Origin of the sequence: Paracoccus sp. PAMC 22219 (genome assembly GCF_000787695.1) — a bacterium.
GTDB lineage: Bacteria > Pseudomonadota > Alphaproteobacteria > Rhodobacterales > Rhodobacteraceae > Paracoccus.
Window position 1 is genome coordinate 20,849 of the sequence record NZ_BBPH01000102.1, and the last position, 22,997, is coordinate 43,845.

The 22,997-nt window shown below is 59.5% G+C and carries 22 protein-coding genes and 1 pseudogene; 11 read left to right on the plus strand and 12 right to left on the minus strand.

Annotated features, from left to right (window positions below; all coding sequences use genetic code 11):
- Positions 1-12 precede the first annotated feature (12 nt).
- From TY51_RS12095 to TY51_RS12135, 9 genes are all read right to left on the minus strand, one after another.
- Positions 13-666: an amino acid ABC transporter permease gene (locus tag TY51_RS12095; RefSeq protein WP_373960692.1), complete on the minus strand. Its 654-nt coding sequence runs from the start codon at positions 664-666 to the stop codon at positions 13-15.
- 4 nt (positions 667-670) lie between these two features.
- Positions 671-1,339, minus strand: coding sequence for an amino acid ABC transporter permease (locus TY51_RS12100; protein ID WP_042249973.1), 669 nt, complete (start codon positions 1,337-1,339; stop codon positions 671-673).
- A gap of 69 nt (positions 1,340-1,408) precedes the next feature.
- Positions 1,409-2,401, minus strand: coding sequence for a LacI family DNA-binding transcriptional regulator (locus tag TY51_RS12105; RefSeq protein ID WP_231559031.1), 993 nt, complete (start codon positions 2,399-2,401; stop codon positions 1,409-1,411).
- Positions 2,402-3,428: 1,027 nt separating this feature from the next.
- Positions 3,429-4,901, minus strand: a complete 1,473-nt coding sequence (locus TY51_RS12110) for a carboxypeptidase M32 (RefSeq protein ID WP_042249975.1) — start codon at positions 4,899-4,901, stop codon at positions 3,429-3,431.
- Positions 4,898-5,815 (minus strand): ABC transporter ATP-binding protein, encoded by a 918-nt coding sequence (locus TY51_RS12115; protein ID WP_231559032.1) that lies wholly within the window; start codon positions 5,813-5,815, stop codon positions 4,898-4,900. The genes TY51_RS12110 and TY51_RS12115 overlap by 4 nt, the downstream gene beginning before the upstream one ends.
- Positions 5,816-5,916: 101 nt before the next feature.
- On the minus strand, positions 5,917-6,882 hold the full coding sequence (locus TY51_RS12120; RefSeq protein ID WP_042249977.1) for an ABC transporter ATP-binding protein: 966 nt from the start codon (positions 6,880-6,882) through the stop codon (positions 5,917-5,919).
- Positions 6,879-7,805, minus strand: coding sequence for an ABC transporter permease (locus TY51_RS12125; protein WP_081994957.1), 927 nt, complete (start codon positions 7,803-7,805; stop codon positions 6,879-6,881). The genes TY51_RS12120 and TY51_RS12125 overlap by 4 nt, the downstream gene beginning before the upstream one ends.
- Positions 7,805-8,779, minus strand: a complete 975-nt coding sequence (locus TY51_RS12130) for an ABC transporter permease (RefSeq protein WP_042249978.1) — start codon at positions 8,777-8,779, stop codon at positions 7,805-7,807. The genes TY51_RS12125 and TY51_RS12130 overlap by 1 nt, the downstream gene beginning before the upstream one ends.
- Before the next feature lie 202 nt (positions 8,780-8,981).
- Positions 8,982-10,376, minus strand: coding sequence for an ABC transporter substrate-binding protein (locus TY51_RS12135; RefSeq protein WP_231559033.1), 1,395 nt, complete (start codon positions 10,374-10,376; stop codon positions 8,982-8,984).
- 249 nt (positions 10,377-10,625) lie between these two features.
- On the opposite strand from TY51_RS12135, the gene TY51_RS12140 reads away from it, so the two are divergent.
- The 7 genes from TY51_RS12140 to TY51_RS12165 are packed head-to-tail and all read left to right on the plus strand — an operon-like array spanning position 10,626 to position 15,917.
- Positions 10,626-11,630 carry a GntR family transcriptional regulator gene (locus tag TY51_RS12140; protein WP_042249979.1) on the plus strand — a complete coding sequence of 335 codons (1,005 nt, stop codon included), beginning with the start codon at positions 10,626-10,628 and terminating at the stop codon, positions 11,628-11,630.
- On the plus strand, positions 11,627-12,328 hold the full coding sequence (locus TY51_RS12145) for a creatininase family protein (RefSeq protein WP_042249980.1): 702 nt from the start codon (positions 11,627-11,629) through the stop codon (positions 12,326-12,328). Before TY51_RS12140 ends, TY51_RS12145 begins: the two co-directional genes overlap by 4 nt.
- On the plus strand, positions 12,325-13,347 hold the full coding sequence (locus TY51_RS12150; RefSeq protein ID WP_042249981.1) for a ketopantoate reductase family protein: 1,023 nt from the start codon (positions 12,325-12,327) through the stop codon (positions 13,345-13,347). Before TY51_RS12145 ends, TY51_RS12150 begins: the two co-directional genes overlap by 4 nt.
- Entirely contained in the window at positions 13,338-13,586 is a 249-nt protein-coding gene (locus TY51_RS23460; protein ID WP_231559034.1) for an SDR family NAD(P)-dependent oxidoreductase, read from the plus strand. Before TY51_RS12150 ends, TY51_RS23460 begins: the two co-directional genes overlap by 10 nt.
- Positions 13,484-14,092 carry an SDR family NAD(P)-dependent oxidoreductase gene (locus TY51_RS12155; RefSeq protein WP_231559035.1) on the plus strand — a complete coding sequence of 203 codons (609 nt, stop codon included), beginning with the start codon at positions 13,484-13,486 and terminating at the stop codon, positions 14,090-14,092. The genes TY51_RS23460 and TY51_RS12155 overlap by 103 nt, the downstream gene beginning before the upstream one ends.
- Positions 14,089-14,991, plus strand: a complete 903-nt coding sequence (locus TY51_RS12160; protein WP_042249982.1) for a polysaccharide deacetylase — start codon at positions 14,089-14,091, stop codon at positions 14,989-14,991. The genes TY51_RS12155 and TY51_RS12160 overlap by 4 nt, the downstream gene beginning before the upstream one ends.
- The gene (locus TY51_RS12165; protein ID WP_042249983.1) at positions 14,991-15,917 is read left to right on the plus strand and encodes an isoaspartyl peptidase/L-asparaginase family protein; all 927 of its coding nucleotides are present in this window, start codon (positions 14,991-14,993) and stop codon (positions 15,915-15,917) included. Before TY51_RS12160 ends, TY51_RS12165 begins: the two co-directional genes overlap by 1 nt.
- Before the next feature lie 568 nt (positions 15,918-16,485).
- Here TY51_RS12165 and TY51_RS21935 read toward each other — a convergent pair.
- Both TY51_RS21935 and TY51_RS12170 read right to left on the minus strand, forming a co-directional pair.
- Positions 16,486-18,366, minus strand: coding sequence for a hypothetical protein (locus tag TY51_RS21935; protein ID WP_156118001.1), 1,881 nt, complete (start codon positions 18,364-18,366; stop codon positions 16,486-16,488).
- Positions 18,367-18,579: 213 nt separating this feature from the next.
- Positions 18,580-18,741: pseudogene (locus TY51_RS12170) on the minus strand (IS5/IS1182 family transposase); the annotation flags it as partial.
- Positions 18,742-19,210: 469 nt separating this feature from the next.
- On the opposite strand from TY51_RS12170, the gene TY51_RS21940 reads away from it, so the two are divergent.
- From TY51_RS21940 to TY51_RS20345, 3 genes are all read left to right on the plus strand, one after another.
- Positions 19,211-21,334, plus strand: coding sequence for an ATP-binding protein (locus tag TY51_RS21940; protein ID WP_156118002.1), 2,124 nt, complete (start codon positions 19,211-19,213; stop codon positions 21,332-21,334).
- A 377-nt stretch (positions 21,335-21,711) separates the two neighbouring features.
- Positions 21,712-22,188 carry a tripartite tricarboxylate transporter permease gene (locus TY51_RS20340; protein ID WP_373960694.1) on the plus strand — a complete coding sequence of 159 codons (477 nt, stop codon included), beginning with the start codon at positions 21,712-21,714 and terminating at the stop codon, positions 22,186-22,188.
- 12 nt (positions 22,189-22,200) lie between these two features.
- Complete coding sequence (locus tag TY51_RS20345) at positions 22,201-22,458, plus strand: hypothetical protein (protein WP_052650119.1); 258 nt, start codon at positions 22,201-22,203, stop codon at positions 22,456-22,458.
- Positions 22,459-22,506: 48 nt separating this feature from the next.
- On the opposite strand, the gene TY51_RS24540 is transcribed toward TY51_RS20345, so the two are convergent.
- Positions 22,507-22,659 carry a DUF1778 domain-containing protein gene (locus TY51_RS24540; protein ID WP_373960691.1) on the minus strand — a complete coding sequence of 51 codons (153 nt, stop codon included), beginning with the start codon at positions 22,657-22,659 and terminating at the stop codon, positions 22,507-22,509.
- A gap of 134 nt (positions 22,660-22,793) precedes the next feature.
- Here TY51_RS24540 and TY51_RS21945 point away from each other — a divergent pair.
- Positions 22,794-22,997: hypothetical protein (locus tag TY51_RS21945; protein WP_156118003.1), on the plus strand; the 204-nt coding region annotated here is incomplete at its 3' end.

The window sequence follows — 22,997 nt, forward strand, 5'->3', positions numbered from 1 at the left end:
CTCAGTGAAAACTCAGCGCGTGACGGCCAGGCGCATGCGCGCCTCCATCCGCCGGGCCAGCAGCGACAGCGGCCAGCACAGAATGAAGTAGAACACCGCGACCGTGCCGAAGACCAGGAAGGGCTGGAAGGTCGCGTTGTTGACGATCTGGCCCGCACGCGTCAGCTCGGTGAAGCCGATGATCGAGGCCAGCGACGTCCCCTTGATCAGCTGCACCAGGAACCCGACCGTGGGCGCGGTGGCGGTGCGCATGGCCTGCGGCAGCACGACATGGCGCATGCGGTCGCCATAGGACAGGGCCAGCGCGGTCGCGGCCTCGGACTGGCCCTGAGGGACGGCTTGGATGGCCCCGCGCCAGATCTCGCCCAGAAAGGCGCTGGCATGCAGGGTCAGCGCGACGGCCGCGGCCAGCAGCGGGTCGATGGGCAGGCCCAGCACCGCCAGCCCGAAATAGACCAGAAACAGCTGCATCAGCAGAGGCGTGCCCTGAAAGACCTGGATGAAGGCAATCGAGATCCAGCGCAGCGCCCGTGCCTGCGACGTGCGCGCCAAGGCCAGCGCCATGCCCCCCACCGCGCCGCCCGCGAAGGCGATGAGCGACAGGATCAGCGTCCAGCGGATGGCCATCAGGATGAACAGCACGTCGGCGGAGGAGAACTCACGGATCATGTCAGCGCCCCGCCGGATAATCGAAGAACACCCGCCGCAGCGTCGCGAACAGGGTCGAGAAGCCCAAGGCCAGCAGGAAATACAGGACCGTCAGCACCAGATAGATCTCGAAGCTGGCGAAAGTGCGGGCGTTCAGGTCCGCCCCCGCCGCAGCAAGGTCGGTCGCCGAGATGACGGACACCACGCTGGAGGTCAGCATCAGATAGATGAACTGGCTGGTCAGCGACGGATAGATGTTGCGCAGGGCGGGCTTCAGCACGACGTGGCGGAAGATCTGCACGGGGGACAGGGCCAGGGCGCGTCCGGCCTCGATCTGGCCCTGCGGGATCGATTCGATGCCTGCGCGGATGATCTCGGTCCCATAGGCGCCGACATTGACCACCAGCGCCACGAGGGCCGCGGTATTGTGCGACATGCTGATACCCAGGGCGGGCAGGCCGAAGAAGATAAAGAAGATCTGGATCAGGAAGGGCGTGTTGCGGATCACCTCGACATAGGCATCGACGATCCAGCGTAGCGGTTTGATACCAGACGTCTTGGCGACCGCCCCGAGGACCGACACAACCAGCCCGATGGCCATGGCCAAGGACGACAGCTGGACCGTCAGCCAGGCCCCGTGGGCCAGCATGTCCAGATTGTCGAACACCGGCTGAAAGTTGAAGCGATACATCTGCCCTCCCCTGCGGATGTGCTCGATCTCACGATTTAGAACGATCTAAAACGCAGCCATGCAGATGTGTCAAACGATTTTTGTCCCGGAACTCTCGCGCACCATCAACGTGGGAGCCTGAAGGAACCGTTCAATCGGGCGCCCCGGTTCTGCCAGACGTGTGGTCAGCAGCCGCGCAGCCTCTGCGCCGATCGCCGCCGGGCACATGGCGACGCTGCTCATCGGCGGATAGGTCAGTTCCGCCAGCGGCAGATCATCCAGGCCAACCACCGCGATGTCCCGTCCCGGCTGACGATCCGCACGGCGCAGCCCCAACATTAGTCCGGCCGCCAGAACGTCGTTGAAGCATAGGACGGCCGTTGGCCTTGACCGCAGGGCCAAAACCCCATCGGCGGCGAGAGCTGCACCCTCCCAAGTCAAGTCGGCCTCCACGATCCCCGCATCGATGGCGCCGGTCCGTGCCAAACCCAGTGAAAAGCCCTCCAGCCGTTCCGCCTTGGCCGAGGTCATGGCGCGCACCGACAGAAAGGCGATGCGTCGGTGCCCCAGATCCGAAAGATGCTGAAGCGCCAGGCCAACCCCGGCGACATAGTCGGCGCCTGCATAGTCCGTCTGTTGCGTGCCGACCTCACGCAGCGCCTGGACCATCGGCAACCCCCAACGCTGCATCCGCGCCGGCAACGCCGCATCCGTTCCGGCAGCGGGGCAAAGGATCACCCCGTCCACGCCATGACCCCGAAACCGCTGCAGGATCTCGTCTTGGCGCTGCGGCTCATCCTCGCTGTTGGCCAGCAGCACGACGCGGTCCTGCGCACGCATCACCTGCTCGACGCCGGTCAGGAACTCGGTGAAGAACGAGTTCACAAGATTGGGCACGATCACGCCGACTGTCCGGCTGCTGTTGTTGCGCAACCGGGCGGCGCCGATGTCTCGAACATAGTCGAGATCCGCCATGACCCTTTCGACCATCATCCGCGTGTGTTCGGCCACGAGAGGAGATTGTCGAACGACCAGGGAAACCGTCGCACGCGAAACGCCCGCGACCCGGGCTATGTCTTCCAACGTCGGTCGCTTTGTGCTCATTGCGCATCTCCCACGATTAAGCTTCATCTTGCTGTCGGGTCTGGGGACGACGTTGATGTCGTCGCTCGGGCAACAGTTCAACCTCAATCTGGATGAGGCAGGAGCCGAGCACCACTGACAAGGATGATTTAAAGACGTTCTCAGCGAGAATGACTGCGTCGGAGAAGAAGCAGCGTGATGGCGGTGTGGAATGGATATTCCGCATCACGTCGCGGCGCCGTTCGTCCGTGCCGCAGCACCACTGACGCCGCTATCTACCACAAGGGCGGGAAGCAGTCTGACCGCCGAGCGGCAAGCCAAGGGTCTCAGGACGCAGGAGCAGACGCTTGTCGCCGACGCAGCACGGCCAGCGCCTAGTCCGTCACGAAGGGCGGTGAGCGGACTTGCGGCGGCGCGGCTAACCAGCGGCCCTAGAACGCAGGAGCGGTCATTCGTTGCAAGCGCAGCACCGTTGGCGCTTTGACCGACTCGAAGGGCGGAAAGCAGCCTGACAGCGGTGCGGCAAACCAAGGCTCTCAGGATGCCGAAGCGGACCTTTGGTGCTGGCATCGCAGGTCCGGCGCCTGATCCGTCAGCAAGGGCGGCAAGCAGCCCGACGGTGGTGCAGTATAGCAGTCGCGGCATCAGCCCAAAGCGGACGGTCACCCTATCGAACGTCAGGTGAGCACCCTTGTCGATGGGAGGGTTGAAAAGCGGCGTGTTGGTATTGCACCGAATTAGCTTATGTATATGCGAGAAGCGGCCATTCGTATGCGGAGCAACATCTCTTGCGGCAGGATCAGCCTTGATGGTGAAAACTAGCTGACCGGAGTGCCGAATTGCCGCAATAGCTCAGCCACCGCAGGGCAACCACTCTCCGAAGCGAACCGGTTAGGTAGCAAATCGAGGTCGAATATGACAACTTAAGTCATCGAGTTGCCTCAATGACATTGATGGACATGCGCCCGGCCGATTATCGGCCTTGCAACGGTTTCCGCGTCGCGGCCAAGCATATTCGAACAGTTTGTCAGCTGAATTTGTGGTCCAAGTATTCGAGATAAGCGAAAGGATTGTCACTCGCCAAGCCGAGGCGGTCCAATATTTGAGCACGTGTCAATGACCGCCCGTGATTCCAAACCGCCTCTCTCAAGCTGCCTCGGAGTGGTTCTAGATTGCCCTCGTTCACCGCGCTGATGACCCCTGGCGATCCTTCTCCAAGGTGCCGCATCAACTGTGCGGCCGTCATATTGCCAATCGTGTAGGTCGGAAACGATCCTATATATCCGGATGACCAATGAACGTCCTGCAAGCACCCGTGAGCGTCACAGTCGATCTCGATCCCCAGATCAGATTTCATCGCCTGGTTCCAGGTGTCGGGTATGTCAGCCACCTCGAGGCTGCCCTCCATGAGGGCCATCTCAATCCGGACGCGCAGCATGATGTGCAAGTCATAAGTCAACTCATCAGCCTCAACACGAATGGGCCCCGGTTCGACCCTGTTGACCGCAGCGACGAACTCTTCCGTCGTCACGTCGGAAAGCTGGTCAGGAAAGGTATCGCGAAGATGCGGGAAATGCGCATGCCAGAAGGCCGGACTGCGCCCAACGTGGTTTTCCAGAAGACGCGACTGGCTTTCATGCATGCCGAAGCTGGTGCCGCCCACGGCGTAGAGCCCAATCATGTCGGTTGCAAAGGCGCTGCGTGTGTGGATCGGGTCAACGCCCTGCTCATAGAGCGCATGGCCAACCTCGTGGATGGTGCCGAAGATCGACATCGGCAGATAGTTGCGGGGCCACCGTGACGTGATGCGGACATCATTGCGAGTAAAGCTGACCTCGAAGGGGTGGACGGCGGTGTCTAGGCGGCCCCGGTCGAAATCATAGCCCAAAGCGTGGGCGATCTTGGTCGCGAACTGCCTCTGAAGCCGCGGATCGTAGTCCCGATAGAGGAAATCCGTACGGGGTGCGGGTCGGGCGCGTGCGCGATCCAGGATGGGAAGAATGCCCGCGCGAAGGCTGTCGAACAGTGTCTCCAAGCTGGCCGCCGTCTCGCCCGGTTCGAAGACCTGCACCATGGGATCGTAAGGATGCCCCTGATGACGAAGAGCATCGGCAGTCCGACGTGCCAAGGTCACGACCTTTTCCAGATGCGGTTGGAAGATTGCAAAATCACCTTGTGCGCGAGCCTTTGCCCAAGCTGCGCCAGCGACTGTCGCATGCTGTGCCTTGGCCTGCAGCAGATCCGCCGGCAAGCGGGCGTGATGGTCGATGGCCTCCCGCACGGCATAGGCCTGAGGGTCGTCGCCGGCCGCATCAACAGCATCCTGCATGGCCGGGTCGAGGATCATCTGACGCGCGATACCCATCAGCGTTGCAACCTGGTGGCCGCGCGTTTCGGCACCCCCCGAGGCCATTTGCGTGCGTGCGTCCCAATTGAGCATGTTGACCGTGCAAAGGACGTCGTTCAGCTGTCCGATCCGAGTGCGTAGATTCGTAATCATGCGGCACCTTTCTGCATGTCGACCCCGCCGTCGTTCAGATGGCACGCCACCGTTCGCACCGGCCCGGCCGTGGTCAGCCTCGGCACCTCGGCGCGGCACCTCGGGCCAGCGAAGGGGCAGCGCGGATGGAAGGCGCAACCGGGTGGCGGTGCTATCGGAGACGGGATCTCTCCCTTGATGGCCTCGAACCGGCCGCGGCCGGTGCCCACGGTCGGGATCGAGGCGAACAGCGCCCGAGTGTATGGGTGGCGGGGATCCGCATAAAGCTGATCGGCCGGTGCCAACTCGACCAAGCGGCCTAGATACATGATCGCCACGCGGTCGCAGACATGACGGACAACTGACAGATCGTGACTGATGAACAGCGCGGTCAGGCCCAGATCGTGGCGCAGGTCCATGAACAGGTTCAGCACCTGCGCCTGGATCGACACGTCGAGCGAGGCCACGGCCTCATCCAGCACTAGCACCTCGGGCTGCATCGCCAAAGCGCGGGCAATGGCGATCCGCTGACGCTGGCCGCCGGAAAACTGGTGCGGCAGCCGGTCGGCATACGCTGCCTCAAGCCCTACCTGCTCCAGCAGGGCTCGGATGCGGGTGCGCACCTGATCCGCGGGGATGATGCCATGATAGCGCGGACCTTCTGCCAGCGTCTCGCCAACCTTCATCCGCGGGTTGAGGCTGGCGAAGGGGTCCTGATGAATCATCTGGACCTGCGTCGTCAGCTTGTGGATGTTGCCCCGCCGCTGATCGGCGATCTGCTGACCGTTCAATGTCACGCTGCCCGAGGTGGGGGCATGAATGCCCGCAATCACTCGACCCAGGGTCGATTTCCCACAGCCGGATTCACCGACGATACCTAGAACCTCGCCCTTAGCGACCTCCAGTGACACGTCAGTCAGCGCATGCACGGTCACGGGTTTGCCCCCGCCGGTAAATTTTCCGGCCAGACGCTCTGCGAGTCCGGGCCTGCGGGTGAACCGTTTAGAGACGGCATCAATCATGAGGATCGGAACGGTCATACGCCCTCCAACGGGTGATGGCACAAGACGGCCTGCCCGTCGCGGACATCCAGCGGCGGCTCGGTGCGGCACAGGTCGGTCGCACGGGGGCAGCGGGGCTGGAACGGGCACCCTTCCGGTAGACGCGAAAGCTGTGGCGTCGATCCGGGGATCTGCGGCAGCTTGCGCCCGGGTTCGTGCCGCGCCGGGATCGAATCGAGCAACCCTTGGGTATAGGGGTGCCGCGGCCCCCCGATCACTTGTTCGGCAGTGCCGCGTTCGACGATGCGGCCCGCATACATCACGCAGATATCGTCGGCTAGGCTGGAGACGACGGCCAGATCATGCGTGATCCAGACGATGGCAGCGCCAGTCTCGTCTGCCAACTCGCGCACTTCGGCCAGGATCTGGCCCTGGATCGAGACATCCAGTGCCGTCGTGGCCTCGTCGGCGATGATGACGGACGGGCTGTGCAGCAGCGCCATGGCGATCGCCACCCGCTGGCGCATGCCGCCGGACAGCTGATGCGGATAGGCCTTGAGGCGTTCCGCGGGGGATGGAATGCCCACCACCTCCAGGGCCTTCCGTGCGTGCTGCAAGGCATCCGATTTGGACATGGGCTGATGCACCCGCACCGCCATCGTCATCTGGTCGCCCACGCGCAGGACCGGGTTCAGGGTCATCATCGGATCCTGAAAGACCATCGCGACCTTGCGGCCGCGCATCTTGCGCAGGTCCTCCGTGGACAGCTGCCGCAGATCCACACCGTCGACCAGGACGGCTCCTGCCGTCACCTCTCCTGGTGCGTCGATCAGGCCGAGGATCGAGAATCCGGTGACGCTCTTTCCAGACCCGCTTTCGCCCACAAGGCCCATGATCCGACCGGGCTGCACGGCAAAGCTGACATCGTTGACCGCCGTGACATGACCTGCGCGGGTCTCGAACCGCGTGGTCAGTCCCTTGACGTCGAGTGCTGCGGTCATCTGCTGTTCCTCGGGTCAATCACTGTCCTGACCTGATCGCCGACCAGATTGATGGCCACGACCGTGATCATCAGGAAGACGCCGGGATAGATGGACAGCCATGAGCGCCCGGCATGAATATACTTAAAGCCGTTGGAGATCAGCGACCCCAGTGACGGTTCGGTCAGCGGCAGGCCGACGCCCAGAAAGGACAGCGTCGCCTCCAATGAAATGGCGCTGGCAACCTGCACGGTGGCCACGACGATCAGCGGTGGCAGGACGTTGGGCAGCAGATGCTTGAACAGGATCCGCCAGGTTGGAAGCGGGGTCGACCGGGCGGCCTCGATATAGTCCTTTCGACGCTCGACGGACGCGGCGCCATGGGTCGTGCGGGCAAAGTAGGCGTATTGCGCCACCACCAAGGCCAAGATGATCTGCGGCACTCCCTGCCCCAGAACGGCGGCCATCACCAAGGCCAGCAGGATGGCGGGCATGGACAGCTGAAGGTCCACGATCCGCATCAGCAACGCCTCGATCCGGCCGCCGAAATACGCGGCCGTCAGGCCGATGCTGATCCCCAGGGTCAGCGCCAGCACCCCGGCCGAGATCCCGATCAGGAAGCTGGTCCGCAACCCATAAAGGATCGCGGAAAGCATGTCGCGACCCGCATTGTCCGTGCCGAGCAGATGGACATAGTTGCCGGATCCCGTCTGACCCGGCTGCAGGAAGGCATCCGCCCAGTCCAGTTGCCCCAAATCATAGGGATCCTGCGGCACCAGCCAAGGTGCCCCAAATGACGCGACCAGCAACGCCACGATCACCACCAGCGCGCCGACCGCCACCCATGACCGGCGATAGTCGGACCAGAAGTTGCGCAAGCGCATCACTCGCGTCTCTGCCGGGGCCGCGGAAGGGACCACGAGGACGTTTCCGATATGGGCCATCAAGAGCCTCCCTTCAGACGGACGCGGGGATCAAGCTGCGCATAGATCAGGTCGACGACCAAGTTGATCATCACGAACAGCAGCACGACCATCACCAAGTAGGAAACCATGACCGGTCGGTCCAATTGCAGGATGCTGTCGATGATCAGCTTGCCTACGCCCGGCCAGTTGAAGACGGTCTCGGTGACCACCGCGAACGCAAGAGTCGAGCCCAGTTCCAGCCCGAACACGGTGACCAGCGGGATCGAGATGTTGCGCATGATGTGTCCGAACACGATCTGCCGGTCGGGCAGTCCCTGCGCGCGCGCAAAGCGGACGTAATCCGTTCCCATCGCCTCGACCATGCCGGCACGGGTCAGTCGGATCATCAGGCCCATCTTGAACAGCGACAGATTGACCGCCGGCATGATCACGTGGGCCCAGCCATCCGAGGTCACCAAGGACGTCTTGAACCACAGGACATGCCCGACCTCTCCGCGCCCCCCCGAAGGCAGCCAGCCGAGATTGACGGCGAACCCCATGATCAGCAGCATCCCAATCCAGAAGGTCGGGACAGAAAAACCCAAGACGGATAGCGCCATGATCAGCTTGGCAGGGATGCCGTTCGGACGGTAGCCCGCATACATTCCGGCAGGCACACCAATCAGCGTAGCGATGCCTACGGACACCAGCACCAGTTCCAGCGTTGCAGGCAAGCGCGAGAAGACAAGCGACGTGACCGGGATGTTGTAGACCATAGACCGGCCCAGATCGCCTTGGAACACATTGCCGACGAAGGTGAAATACTGTTGCCACAGGGGCTGGTCGAACCCGTATTGCCGGATCAGGTTCTCGCGGATCTCCTGGCTTGCGCCAGGGTCGATCATCACGTCGATCGGGTTGCCGATCGCGTAGACGCCAACAAAGACGATTACCGACATGACGAACACGACCATCATCGCCTGTATCAGTCGACCGACAAGATAGCCAAACATCGCAATCCCCCGTTTTTTCCCTGCCCGATATCGCCCGACAGGGGGCGTCGGCGGCGCGCCTCGTAAAAGGGACGCGCCACACGGTTGTCAGATTACTCTTTCGGGGTGATCGCGTAGGCCCGGGTTTCCTGGTCGACGCGAGGGGTGAAATCGACCATGCCCGCCTTCGATGCCCACACGCTCTGCAGAATTACGGTAGGGATCAGCGCACGATCTCCATCGCGATCTCGGACGCCTGCTCGTAAAGTTCGCGGCGCGCGTCCGTATCCAAGGTTTGGCTTCCCTCGCTGAAGATCCGGTCGAATTCGGGGTTCGAATAGCCGGACCGGTTGAAGTTGCCAAAGCCCTTCTCGGCGTCTTGGGTATGGACAAGCGCGCCATAGGTATAGGCCGCCTCGCCGGTTAGCGTGCCCCAGGCGGACATGGTCATCGTGTATTCTTCTCGCTGCGCCGCCGGGAAGAATACCGTGCCGTTCAAGGCCTGCGCGTTCACCGTCAGACCCAGGCGCGACCACATCTGGGCCAGCGCCTCGCAGACCACCGCGTCGCCGGGAACACGATTGTTCGTGCAGGTGAAGTCGATCTCGAACCCGTCGGGATAACCTGCCTCGGTCAGCAGCGCTTTGGCCTGATCGATGTCATGGGCCGGCGCCGGGATGTCCGACGAATAGCCGAAGAACCCTTCGGGCATCAGCTGGTTGGCCGGCGTGCCCAGACCCTCCAGCACCACGTTCACCAGGACGTCGCGGTTGATCGCTAGATCTAGCGCCTTGCGGACGCGCACGTCCTGCAGTGGGTTGCCATCGATCTCCTGCCCGTTGACCTTGATGGGCTGCGGCTCCTCATCTTTGACAGACGGCGCGATGTTCAGGATGTAGATTGAATCCGATACGAACGTGTCGAGGCTGCTGTCAGCCTGCATCGACAGGTAATCCGTGGCTGGCACATAGTTGATCATGTCAACCTGTCCGGATTTGAGGGCCGCGACGCGGGCGGCATCATCGGGAATCTCGCGGCGCGTCACCGTCTCCCAAGCCGGGGCGTCGCCCCAGTAGTCATCGTTGCGCTCGACCACCAGATCGCCCTTGGGCTGCCAGCTGACGAACTTGTAGGGGCCGGTGCCGATTGCCTTCTCGCCGGAATTGAATTCCTCGTTCCCTGCTTCCATCCCGGTCTCGGACGGAACGACAAACAGGCGCGTGAAGTCGTTCGGCAGGGACGGTGCCATCCCGTTGGTCGTGATGCGCAGCGTATAGTCGTCCACGACTTCGACCGACGCGACATATTTGGTATAAAGGGTCATAGGCATCGGGCCGGTGACGGCAGGAATGCGCTCGATCGAGAACTTGACGTCCTCGGCGGTGAAGGGGGTGCCGTCATGGAAGGTCACGCCTTCGCGCAGCTTGAACTCCCAGGTGGTGTCGTCAATGGGCGTCCAGCTGACGGCGAGGCCCGGCTGCAGCTGCAGCGTCTCATCAGCATCGACCAGCGTATCGAAGACGTGGCGCAGCGCCTCGGCCTGACTGCCCAGGGTGGACCAGTGCGGGTCGATCGAATCCGGTCCCGCGCGCAGGCCGATCGTCAAGTCCTGTGCCATGACTGCCGGCGCCGCGGCGAGCAAAGTGATGAGAGCGATACCCGAGCAAAGAGCATTTTTAGCCATTTCCGAACCTCACCTGTTATCATTGACTATAACACTAGATGAGATTTTTTTTGCACGTCAAGCAATTTTAGCAACGAAATACCATTCAGAGCACTGTTTGCGAAGCTTATGGCCATGAGGATCGGCTATTATTATGCAAAAAACACTCTTGAGTGGCTAACTGTTATCATTCAATGATACGATATGAGCACCGTTCCCACCCCTGACCTAGACGCCGCCCTGCTGCGGATTGCCCAAGCCATCGACCCGACCTCTTCGGTGTCGGTCTCCGTGCAACTGCGCGGGGCACTGGAATATGGAATCGCCGCGGGGGACATCCCGTCTGGCAGCCGCCTGCCGTCGGTCCGAAAGCTTGCTGCGACACTGGGCCTGTCGCCCGTCACGGTCAGCAACGTCTTTGCCGCCCTCCAGGAGCGGGGCCAGATCGAGGGGCGGGTCGGATCGGGCACCTTCGTCACAGACCGCGGCATCCCCTGCGCCGCGCGCGCGCGGCAGTTGGCAGCACTGGAACGTCAGATCGCCGCGCTCGTCGCCGCTGGGCGTGAACTGGGGCTGACAGCGCAGGATATCGCCTTTCGCGTGACGATGGCGGCGTCCGCCGCGCCGCGTCCCCTGCGCGTCATTGTATTAGGGACGTTCAGCGATGCGACCGCGGCCTATTCCCGGGATCTGACGCCGTATTTGTCGCCCGACGACGTCGTCATGCCTTGGACCATCGACCGGCGGGACGACCTGCCTGCCCGCGTCGATCTGGTCGTCTCTCCGCGGACGCTTGCGACACAGGCGGCCGATTTGTTTCCGGGCATCCCGCAGGTCAGCATGATCCTGATCCCGAACGAGGCTACACGCGTGGCCCTTGCCGGCATCCGACCAGATGCGCGCGTGCTGCTGGTCTCGTATTTCGATGATTTCCTCAGCGTGCTGAAGTCCGGCGTCGGTCGGTTCGCACCGCATCTGGGTCGTGTGACTGCCGTCGCACGCAACGCCGAGGATCTTGATCGCCTGCTGGCTGACTGCGACGTGCTGATTCACGCGACGGGGGCGGACTATCTGGGATCCCACCTTGGCCCCCAGCAGACCACTATCGAATATCGCCACACCCCCGACAGCCATGCCGTGCAGACCCAACTGTTGCCGGCGCTGGAGACCCTCCGCACGGCTGGCGCCATCAAAGGAGAAACGCCATGAAGATTTCCGAAAGCTCGTGGTTCGACATCGAGGCCTATCTGCAGAAGGACGACCGCTGCATCCTGCCCCTGGGCAGCACCGAACAGCATGCCCATCTGAGCCTGTCGGTTGATTCAATCCTTTCGGAGAAGATCGCCACCGATGCAGCCGCACCTTTGGGCGTCCCGGTCTTTCCGGCGGTGCCTTATGGACTGACGCCCTATTTCATGGCCTTTCCCGGCACCGTTTCCCTGAAGCTGTCGACCTATGCAGCACTGGTGCGCGATATCCTGGACAGTCTCTACGACACAGGCTTCCGACGTGTGTTGATCGTGAACGGGCATGGTGGCAACAGCCCGGTCCAGCCGGTCTGCGCCGAATGGATGCAGGCCCGTCCCGGCGCGCGGTGTCGGTTCCATGACTGGTGGCGGGCGCCGCGCACCTGGGCTGCCGTGCAGGCCGTCGACCCGGTGGCCTCCCACGCATCATGGATGGAGAATTTCCCTTGGACCCGACTGCCGGGGCGCCCGGTGCCGCCGGAGCAGAAACCCTATGTCGATTTCGACCGCTTGCGCGATCGGAACGCAAAAGGCGTGCGCGACCTAATCGGAGACGGCAATTACGGCGGCCACTATCAGAAGTTAGACGACCAAATGGACGACATCTGGCAGGTCGCCGTCGCGGAAACCCGTGCCCTGATCGAGGGCGATTGGGCATGACCGCAGGTGAACCCGTCCTGATCTGGGGCGCAGGGGCCATCGGCGGCATTCTGGGCGCCTATGCCGCCCGCGCCGGCCACCCTGTGCAGATGGTCGACATCGAGGCCGATCATGTCCTGGCCATCCGCCGCGACGGTCTTCGTATCGAAGGTCCCGTCGAGGCGTTCGTCCAGATCCTGCCGGCCCAGACCCCCGCCACGCTGACCGGCACCTATCGCCGTGTGATCCTGGCCGTGAAGGCGCATCACACCCGGCAGGCCATGCGGATGCTGATGCCGCACCTTGCGCCAGACGGCTTCGTCGTGTCGGCGCAGAACGGCCTGAACGAGCGCGTGATCGCGGACATGATCGGCGCCGATCGCACGGTCGGCTGCTTTGTGAACTTCGGCGCGGACTGGCTGGAGCCGGGCCGCATCCTTTACGGCAATCGGGCTGCGGTCGCCTTGGGCGAACTGGACGGTCGCATCAGCCCGCGGGTGCGCGAGATGCACGCCCTGTTCGCCCTGGTCGAACCCGAGGCGGTCGTGACCAACAACATCTGGGGCTATCTGTGGGGCAAGATGGGCTATGGCGCGCTGCTGTTCGCGACCGCGCTGACGCCGGAATCGATGTCCGACGCGATGGACCCTGCCCCGTGGCGCCCGGTCTATGCCGCCCTGGGCCATGAGGTCATGCGCCTGGCCCAGGCCGAGGGGGTGACGCCCCTAGGCTTCAACGGTTTCGATCCGGACGCATTCCTGGCCCGCGACGCGGCGCGGATGGACGCCTCGATCGATGCCATGGTGGCGCACAATCGCAAGACGGCGAAGACCCATTCCGGCATCTATCGCGACCTGGCCATCCGCAAGCGCAAGACTGAGGTCGATGCGCAGATCGGCGTCCTGATCGAGATCGGTCGTGGACACGGCATTCCGACCCCTGCCCTGTCGGAACTATGTGCCCTGATCCACGGCATCGAGGACGGCACCCGGACGCAATCGACCGCGCTTCTGGACCGGATGGTGGCGACATGCAGCTGACCCTGGCTGGACAGGTCTTTGCCGTCACGGGGGCGGCACAGGGCATTGGGGCGGCGATCGTGCGGACCCTAACGGGATCGGGCGCGACCGTGGCCGCGATGGACATCGACGATGCCGGGCTGACGCCGCTGGCCGGCTGCCGGGCGTCAGCTGTCACGCAGGTGATCTCGGGCGGCAGGAGAGCGCCCGCGCGCTTTGTGAAACGGTTCTGGACCGGCACGGTCGGGTCGACGGGCTGATCACCGCCGCCGGCGGTGTCCGTGGTCAAGTCGGCCGGCCCCTGGACACCGTGGACGAAGCCGACTGGCGGGCCATCTTCGCGGCCAATGTCGACGCAGTCATGTGGTGCGCGCAGGCGCTGACCCCCGGAATGAAGGCGGCGGGCGCCGGCCGGATCGTGACCATCTCGTCTGGCGCGGGTCTGAAGCCCAGCCTAACGGGCATCCAGGCCTATACCGCCGCAAAGCATGCACTGGTCGGGCTGACCAAACAACTGGCGCTGGAACTAGGGCAGTCGGGGATCACAGTAAATTCGGTAGCGCCGGGTTTCATCCTGTCCAATCCCTCGACCGAAAAGCAGTGGCAGGCCTTCGGGCCCGATAGGCAAAAGCGCATTATCGATAGCATCCATCTCCGTCGTCTTGGGCAGGCCGACGACATCGCCAACGCGGTCGCGTTCCTGTGCTCGCGGCAGGCGGACTGGATCACTGGACAGATCCTGCAGGTGGACGGAGGACACGGATGATGGACCCGCACGAATGGCCCGAGGACGTATGGCGCACCAAGGTCGGCGCGGTGCGCGCGGGCCGCAGCCTGCTGCCGGACCGATGGCCGGGCGGTGCGCGCTGCGCCGTGGCACTGTCCTTTGACAGCGATCACGAGACCAACGAACTGCGCGACGGCGGCAATTCCGTGGCCCGTCTCAGCTGGGGCGAATTCGGCGCGCGGCGCGGCATTCCCCGCATTCGGCAGGTGCTGGACCGCCAAGAGGTCAAGGCGACCTTCTTCGTCCCCGCGGTCGCGGCACTGCTGCATCCGGATGAACAGCGCGCCCTTGCGCAGGACGGGCACGAGATCGGCTTGCATGGATGGATCCACGAACTGAACACCACACTGGACGCCGCGACGGAGCGCGAACTGATGATGCGCGCTGCCGACACGCTGGAGCGTGTCAGCGGCCAGCGCCCCGTCGGGATGCGGACGCCGTCTTGGGATTACAGTCCCGCCACCCTGTCGATCGCACGAGAGATGGGGCTGCTCTATGACAGCTCGCTGTTCTCGGACGACGACCCCTACGAGATCCTGCAGGATGGACAGCCGACAGGTATGGTCGAGTTGCCGGTCGAATGGATCCGCGACGATGCGGTGTATTTCATGATGAACCGCTTCGGGGCGCAGCGCCCCTATACGCCGCCCGCGGATGTGCTGGACATCTTCCTGCGAGAATTCGAGGGCGCCTATGCCGAAGGTGGGATGTTCCTGCTGACTATGCACCCGCATGTTACCGGATACCGGAGTCGCATCTTCATCCTTGAGCAACTTCTGGAACGGATCGTAGCCAAGGATGACTGCTGGATCGCCACACATGCCCAGATCGCGGCCTACTGCGCGGAACAGGCCGGACTGAGCAACGGAGCCTCCTGATGACCAAATTTTCACTCGCAGTGCATGGCGGGGCCGGCACGATCCTTCGCCACACCATGACCGATGACCTGGAGGCCCGGTATCACGCAGGTCTGCGCCGCGCGCTGCAGGTAGGGCATGATGTCCTAGCGCAGGCCGGCAGCGCGATGGACGCCGTCACGGCGGCGGTTTGCGTGCTGGAGGACGAACCGCTGTTCAACGCGGGCCGGGGCGCGGTCTTCACGTCGGACGGCCGGCAGGAAATGGATGCCGCGGTCATGGACGGCGCCACGCGCAAGGCGGGCGCCGTCGCGGGCATCATGGGGCCGCGCAACCCGATCCTGGCTGCCCGATCGGTGATGGAGCGGACCGATCATGTGCTGCTGATCGGCCCCAATGCCCTCCAGGTCGCACGCGATGCAGACCTGCCGTTCGAGGATGCACCCTATTTCTTTACCCAGCAGCGTTGGGACGCTCTACAGGCGACGTTGCAGATGCGCCGCGACGGCATCGACGATACCGACCCTGCCCGTCGCCACGGGACCGTGGGTGCCGTAGCACGCGATGCGCACGGCAACTTGGCCGCAGCCACCTCGACCGGCGGCATGACGGCCAAGTCGCCCGGACGCGTCGGCGACACCCCTGTCATTGGCGCGGGCACCTATGCGGACAACGAAACCTGCGCGGTATCCGGCACCGGGCATGGCGAGATCTTCATCCGGTGGCATGCCGCGGCCGAGATTGCGGCCCGAATGCGTCATGCAGGGCAGACGCTGGCGGACGCGGCGCACCATGTGGTCATGGAGGACCTTGGATCGAATGACGGATCCGGTGGTGTCATCGCCGTCGATGCCCAGGGAAACCTGTCCCTGCCCTTCAACTGCGAAGGCATGTATCGGGGCACCGTCACACAGGACTCCGACTTCAAGTCGTATATCTATCGCTGAAGTTTGCTTCCAATGCGAAAGATCCGCCACGTAGCGTGGTGATGGGCTGTTTTGGGCGGGAAGCGGACCGATGGCGGCGCAGCATAACTAACGCAGCGTTGCAAAAGAGCAGACATCTGGCCTGTCTGGGGTTTGCTAAAGCGAACCCATCAATGTAGATGGCCGAAACTGGACAGACGGCATACGGTAAGGCCGCTCCATAACTAGCCCGAAGAGGATTTTGTTGTCATGCCGAGAGTCTTTCACCTCCATCCACCAGTTTTTCGATTACTTTAGTAATCCGCAGTTTTCGCGAATTGATTGGCCTGACAAGAGGCCAACACATTATGATACGGCGATAATATTAATTACAAACTGACCTCCCTGAAGCAGATGCCGCGAGCGATCCAGATGGATAAGTCGATCTCGCAAGGTATTTACTTATCGGTGACTTATTACCGATCCAGTTTTTACACTTTTCTTCACTGCAGTTTTGCCAAGCGCTCCTCGAGCCATTGAAGTGATCGACGATAAAGCGCAAAATCAGCAATATCCCATTCCTTGGCATGGGCATCGGGTCTATCATTAATTAAAATTGAGTTCTCATCAAATAATTTTTGATCACCAAAAACCGCCTCAAAGGAGACCAATTTTTTTTCACGAGCGCGGTAAGCTCAGGCCACATCATTTTGTGAAAAAGGGCGTCCAAGGGTAAGCCAATAAGTTGCTTTCGACGGTGCTCTGGTAGGCTTCCTAAGATATGCTCCGCTAGCCCATCAAGTTTTTTTGACTGCAACGCCTGCATTCTCAGAAAGTTAAGAACAATGCTGCGAAGTTTTCTCTCAATTAAATTTCTTCTCTGCCCTAGCGCTGCCAGATCCTCTGCCCAGTCTTCTAATCCGTTCCTCTCATTGCTCACGACTACGTCGCTATATACCTGCGATGTCGTTCCAGTTTGCACTATCGAGCTAAAGGCTTTACGGATCATACTTCCGGAAAATTCATCCTTTAGGTTTATTACGCCATACTTTCGCAACGTGCGCCGTGTCGCTTCTGGAACAATGCCTGCTTCCCCGGCAGATATACTAATACTTGCCGCCTTCATCTCTGGATGCACCCGGAAAAGATGATTCAGCGCTACCTCAGCGATCGGACAGCCCTCATTTTCGACGAATGTTTCAACCAGTGGCGCGACATCCTCCTTGCTAATAGTAACCGGTCGGCTTCCAACGGGAATTTGCCGCTGGATAAATGAACAACATTTACGAGCCCAATATGGCATGTTTCCGGTCTCTTCCGAGATCCAAAAAGCCGCATCATCAGAAAAATGTAATCCGGCGATTTTACCAAGTCGCCTCAACATTGCTACCGTGGCACCCGATGGCATTGGACTCAGAAACTCTTCAGGAACGAATGCCAATGCGGCATTTTCAACTCCATTTATTTGATCGACCGTAAACCAGTGTGTAGACACACCTCCAATAAGAAGCGAAAACGGCTTTCCTTGCCGGTCACATTCCTGGTAAACTGACCGAATATTTCGCCAAAAACGATTAAAGTCTTTTTTCCAGTGGTCGACCGTTGGACTTCCTGGCGTTATGTAATCTATTTCATCAAACACGATAAGGACGACGCTTTCAATTTCAAGAACACTATTTTCGAGATTGATACGTGCTACAGCTAAACTTTCGTTATTTTCGCTAGCTTGGAGCACTAGGTAATCCTCACTCTTTTGCTGCATTACTTGCAAAGTTTCCGAAATAGACGAAAGTAATCTTTCTGCGGTCATTTCAAAAACATCATCTTTTGAGCAGTCGATCATTATCGTCTTGCAGTCAAAGTGAAGCGGTATTTCCTTAAGAACACGATTGATAATGGAAGTCTTTCCAACTTTCCGAATTCCCAAGCAAGATCTTATTTGACCCTGTTGCAATTTTCGGGCAAGGTCTATTGCTTCGTCTCGTCTACCAAAAAATTGATTATCGCCTGACACTGGCCCCGTCACGTCAAATGGATCATGAGAAAATAGCTGCGCAGAAATTTGCTTCTCGATATCGCGAGCTTCTCCCAAATCGGCGCGGCCATCGATTGGTAAGAGCGAGATTCCTATTTCTCTACCCCAGTTCCTAAGCTTGATATTTCCATTAGGATCGAGGTGAACAACAATAGCGACACTGCGCTCCAAACGGCCAGACGAGTTGGCTATTTCTGCCTGAACAAATTTAATGGTTCTCGTTTGCTGATCTGTGAAAGTGGAGGCAACTACCAATAGCTCGCGGTCAACAGCGAGCGCTTGCTTGAGGCGCCTTGATAATGTGACATAGGCACATGAATATCTTCCCCCTTCGAATTCTTTCATGTAGCCTTGATTTTTCCTAAACAAATCGCCCGACGCATCTAGAAATTTCTCTAGCAAATCATTGAGCTTTTGGTCTACTTTATCGGGGGTAATCAAGAAATTGTCTGACATATTATTCCATAACAAATTAATTGCTTGATTTTCTTTGAGCCGCCACGAGCCGCTTCGAATCGATGTTATCGTAAAGCTTATCTAGGCGACATTGGCATCGATCAGCGATTTTGTAGGGGAACTGCAAATTCTCAAGTGCAGCTCGGCATTCTGTGGAGCTTGTCTTTATGCTAATATTGCTAATCAATGAGTGTCAACTTCATCCGCTCTAGCACGGCCGAAATCGGCATAGAGCGTCGTGATATCTATATCGAGGCTAACCAAGGCATTGTTAACCACATGCCGGATCTTGCGCAGCGGATGCCGCGCCGGAATGCGATCCTCAAGATTGACGTAGCTGAACAGCGATCCGCTCGTCTTGTCGACACCCCGCATCGCCTTCCCCCATCAACCCACTTGGAAAGTGAATCATGTGTCAGTTTCAGCGTCCAGCAGGACGTTTTTCAGCAGCGTTCTAAGACGATGTGGCCCCTATCAGCTGAACTTGTCCCGCAGAATCAATGATACATGAGAGCTTGTGCTACGCCGATCATCAACGTCCGGTGTGGGAAAGCAACACCGCAGCGCCCGCCGTGTGCCGATCGTCCGGTATGGGCCCAGTGCGCTGGTCAGGGGCTGCCTGGACCGTTGCCGGCACCAATGCGGCAGATCGACGTTAAGGAGCCCCTCTCTGACGTTTGTCCGTCCCGCAGCGAATGCAGGCGCAGCAAGAGCAGTCGGCCAGAAGCGGACGTTCACCACGCACATGAATTGCTGCAGCCCGATGCATCCGCAGAGTCGTTCGACCATGCGTGACAAGTGATGGACGAACTGCAATGGTCGGTTTGCTACTTGAGGAATTCACATGCCTACGATGACCGAGAACTTACCCAACAGGGTTCGGAAGCTGACTAAGCCAAGAAATTATGCGCAAGCCATGCAGCCCTTCTTGGAGGCCGTTAGTAATTCGATCATGGCAATAGATGACCGATGTCAAGAACTCGAAGGCCTTTCGAATGGCGTTGTTAAGGTAGTAATTTCGGATATTGGGGCAGATGATATCTGTATCGAAATATCAGATAATGGTATTGGCCTTGATAAATATCGGTATGATGCATTTTGTGAGATTGACACCGATTTCAAAAAAGAACGTGGCGGCAAGGGAGTTGGTCGCTTATATTGGCTAGATGCTTTTAATAAAATCGAAGTTATCTCTCAGTTCAAAACTGATACTGGCATCTCAAGGAGATCCTTTGAGTTTCGTCTGGCACAGCAAGACCAGGTAGTCGAAAATGGCAACCTTCAGCATGACCTAATGCCAGATGCTACAGGAACTATAGTTAGATTCAAAGGGCTTCGTCAGGGACCTTATTTGGATCTCTTCCCTAAAAGAGCAGCAACTATCAATGATTACTTGGCAGCAGAGTTTATCTCGAATTTTCTGAGTAAGGTCGGTCCAGTGGTTACCTTATCTGCAACCACAAAAGGCGGCACTTTGCAGACTGCGACTTATCCAAAGGATGTTTCGGAATTAGTTGCAAGAGGACCCGAAGCAGTTAGTGATATTTGCGTGCAAGATGGCTCAAGCCTGGCTGTGACTTGCTTTCTTTGTGACAAAAAAGCCAGCTCTGGGTTGGCGGGACGCCATCAAGTTCATTTGCTTGGCAACAGCCGAACGGTTGAAAGTCGAAATGTCGATGATCTCATTGCGATTGGTCCGCTAAGGGCTGGACATCTTGATGACTTGGCGCTTCATATTTTGGTAAGCGGCGAACTACTTGATAATAGTGTTGCTGAAAGCCGCACATCATTTACTCTGCCTGAAGCCGAAGTTTCTGAAATTGTAAAGGGCGCAGTTAAAGCTGCTCGATCAGAGTTCATCTCGGACCAGTTGAGCGAGTTTGATAAAGCACGCAGAGCGGAATTCGATAAGTTCCTGCGTCATCAACCTATTTTTGGATTTGCCAACAGTGATGAGATTTTTGCATCGTTACCTGCGAACGCGAAGAGCCCGGAAGATTTTGTAAGCAGACTAGCGCTTCCTCGCTTTCGTGCGGAGCAGAAGAGAGAAGAAGCCCTTTCATCTCTGGTCGAGAAGATCGTTGCTGGTGATCAAGTGCCCGAGAATTTTGGTGAAGTAGTGCGCCGAGCTGCTGAGGGGGTGCAGGATAACGAAAGAGCCGCCCTAGGTCACCATGCAGCAAGAAGGAGGGTTGTTTTAGACTTAATGGATCGCTTGATTAGGCGTCTCCGAACCAGCCCCGACAAGGACAAGAACCATGTAGAGAATACCCTGCATACTCTGCTTGCCCCGATGAAGATAAATTCATCTAATCCTGAAGATGAAGAGCGTGCGGCTCACGACCTTTGGCTGCTTGACGAACGCCTAGCATTCGCTTCTGGATTTTCATCTGACAAACGATTGGCTGCGGTTCTTGCGGAAAATGACAGTGACCTGAGGCCTGATATATTCTTATGGGACGTGCTCTATGCATTGGGACCGGTAGGTAATCAGGGGGGCGCTGAAGATGTCGAGGACACTGAACCTCTTTCTACGGTGTTTATTGTTGAGCTAAAACACCCTGGACGCGAAAACTATAAACCGGATGAACGAATAGAGGACCAAGTTCGGAGATACGTAACAGAGATAAAGGGCGGGAAAATAGAAGGTTTTGGGCGCAGAAGAATTCGTGTTTCAGACGACTGTCAGTTTCATTGTCTCGTTGTCGCCGATTTTCATGGGAAGCTTGCAGAGGAGGTTTCAGGTTGGTATTACGTCCATAATCGTCGAGGACGAGAGAGAAGGCTTGGTGGAGATCATTCGAGCGTTATCATCCAGGCAGTCGAATGGGATTATGTCCTTTCAACATCGCGCCAAGCGAACCGAGCGCTGCTAGATGCCGCAGGGCTTGTTCGTCCTCGAACGACAAATTTCACCCAAAGTACTTTCGAAAATAATACTGAAGAGGGTCAGAGGGCCGCAGAGTAGCTGTCTCAATGCGTGCAGTCGGCACACGTTTTGCTTCTGCAGCGAAAGGCTGCTCCCCGCCCTCGTCCGCGCACTACTCGCGGTAGAGGTGATTGCGATGCAACTGCGGCGAATGGCTGGAAATCCCGCATAGCAGACTTTGCCTGTGAGATCTCGCTGCGCCAAGCGCGAACGTCCGGTCTGGGGATGCTGCAGGGCGCCGCCACGCCGGCGCTGTCAGGCCGCAATGGGCCGGGTACGTTCGGACCAGACTTGAGTATTAGGTAATTAATACCAGTGTGATCGCTCGATCCAAATTGACAATTGGTGGAAAGCAACTTCAAGCGGCACACCCGCCTGCTCACCATTGACGCCCCGGCCGCCAAGGGCAACTGACGCTGGACGACCTGCGGCGGATGGTGGCGCCCATCACCCGCGGCACTGCGCTTGGCGGCTTCTTCAGCGCGCTGCCGGGCATCGGCTCGACCATCTCGTCCTCCCACAGCTACGCGCTGGAGCGGCGCGTCGCCCGCCGGCCCGAACGCTTTGGCAAGGGCGCCATAGAGGGGGTCGCTGGCCCCGAAGCCGCCAACAACCCAGCCTCGATCACCGCCTTCGTCCCGACACTGACTTTGGGCATTCCGGGCGATCCAATCATGGCGCTGATGCTGGGTGCCCTGGTCATCCATGTCATACAGCCTGGCCCGATGATGCTGCAGGCCCACCCGGACATGTTCTGGGGCCCCGTTGTCTGCTTCGGGATCGGAAGCCTGTTACTTCTGGTCCTGAACCTGCCGCTGATCGGGATCTGGGTGTCGATGCTGCGCGTTTCGTTCCGCTGGCGTTACCCGGCGATCATCATCTTCGTCTGCTAGGGCGTCTATTCCGTGCGCGGCTCGACCTTCGACATCGTCATGGTCGCTGCCATCGGGATCATCGGTTATGTGCCGATGCAGGCCGCCTTCATCCCTGCACTGCTGCGCCTAGGCCTCGTCCTCGGCCCGCTGATCGAGACGAACCTGCGCCGCGCCCTATTGGTCTCACGCGGGGATCCGATGATTTTATTGGAACGCCCCATCGCCTGCGGTTTCGTAATCGCAACGACTGCGCTCCTGATCTACAGCTTATTGAAGCGCCGCAAGTGATATTACACTCGGTGCCCAGGTGCGTAACAGCAGGCACTACTGCCCATATTACTTCTGCAGATAGCCGGTATCCTTGAGGTGCTGAACAAGTAGCCGGTCGATATACGATGCGACTGAGCGGTCATCGATGCTCGCTGCCTTTTCGACAGCTTCTTTGGTCTCTTGCGAAACGCGGACCGATATTGCTGCTGTTTTTGCCATGATTCACATTGTGTGCAGTTGACATCGTAATTTATTCGATGCATATTAAACTCAGTTGCACACATTTGCAACGGACCAAGTGAGGGTTGCACCCCTCAACCTGGCCCTAACCGAAACCGATCAGATGGAGATCGATGATGGCTAATCGCAGCCTTACCACGCCTGTCGGCGTGACGGAACCGGCATCGCGCCACTTCACCCACACGCCGATCTCGCGCGCCTTCTCGGGGCTTCTGGCGGGGCTTGCGGCCCATGTCGAGTTTGAGCGCGACATCAGCGCGGCCGACGTCCGGGACCCGGGCTTCGCCGCGTCGCTTCGCGAGGCCGAGGCGGCCCGC

What these genes read in the sequence shown, in the direction of transcription:
- TY51_RS12145 (WP_042249980.1), top strand. Translation starts at nt 11,627, where the DNA reads ATGAAGATTTCCGAAAGCTCGTGGTTCGACATCGAGGCCTATCTGCAG.
- TY51_RS12140 (WP_042249979.1), top strand. Translation starts at nt 10,626, where the DNA reads ATGAGCACCGTTCCCACCCCTGACCTAGACGCCGCCCTGCTGCGGATT.
- TY51_RS23460 (WP_231559034.1), top strand. Translation starts at nt 13,338, where the DNA reads ATGCAGCTGACCCTGGCTGGACAGGTCTTTGCCGTCACGGGGGCGGCA.
- TY51_RS12110 (WP_042249975.1), bottom strand. Translation starts at nt 4,901, where the DNA reads ATGATTACGAATCTACGCACTCGGATCGGACAGCTGAACGACGTCCTT.
- TY51_RS12100 (WP_042249973.1), bottom strand. Translation starts at nt 1,339, where the DNA reads ATGTATCGCTTCAACTTTCAGCCGGTGTTCGACAATCTGGACATGCTG.
- TY51_RS12135 (WP_231559033.1), bottom strand. Translation starts at nt 10,376, where the DNA reads ATGGCACAGGACTTGACGATCGGCCTGCGCGCGGGACCGGATTCGATC.
- TY51_RS12125 (WP_081994957.1), bottom strand. Translation starts at nt 7,805, where the DNA reads ATGGCCCATATCGGAAACGTCCTCGTGGTCCCTTCCGCGGCCCCGGCA.
- TY51_RS21940 (WP_156118002.1), top strand. Translation starts at nt 19,211, where the DNA reads ATGCCTACGATGACCGAGAACTTACCCAACAGGGTTCGGAAGCTGACT.
- TY51_RS12130 (WP_042249978.1), bottom strand. Translation starts at nt 8,779, where the DNA reads ATGTTTGGCTATCTTGTCGGTCGACTGATACAGGCGATGATGGTCGTG.
- TY51_RS12150 (WP_042249981.1), top strand. Translation starts at nt 12,325, where the DNA reads ATGACCGCAGGTGAACCCGTCCTGATCTGGGGCGCAGGGGCCATCGGC.
- TY51_RS12120 (WP_042249977.1), bottom strand. Translation starts at nt 6,882, where the DNA reads ATGACCGCAGCACTCGACGTCAAGGGACTGACCACGCGGTTCGAGACC.
- TY51_RS12160 (WP_042249982.1), top strand. Translation starts at nt 14,089, where the DNA reads ATGATGGACCCGCACGAATGGCCCGAGGACGTATGGCGCACCAAGGTC.
- TY51_RS12165 (WP_042249983.1), top strand. Translation starts at nt 14,991, where the DNA reads ATGACCAAATTTTCACTCGCAGTGCATGGCGGGGCCGGCACGATCCTT.
- TY51_RS24540 (WP_373960691.1), bottom strand. Translation starts at nt 22,659, where the DNA reads ATGGCAAAAACAGCAGCAATATCGGTCCGCGTTTCGCAAGAGACCAAA.
- TY51_RS21935 (WP_156118001.1), bottom strand. Translation starts at nt 18,366, where the DNA reads ATGTCAGACAATTTCTTGATTACCCCCGATAAAGTAGACCAAAAGCTC.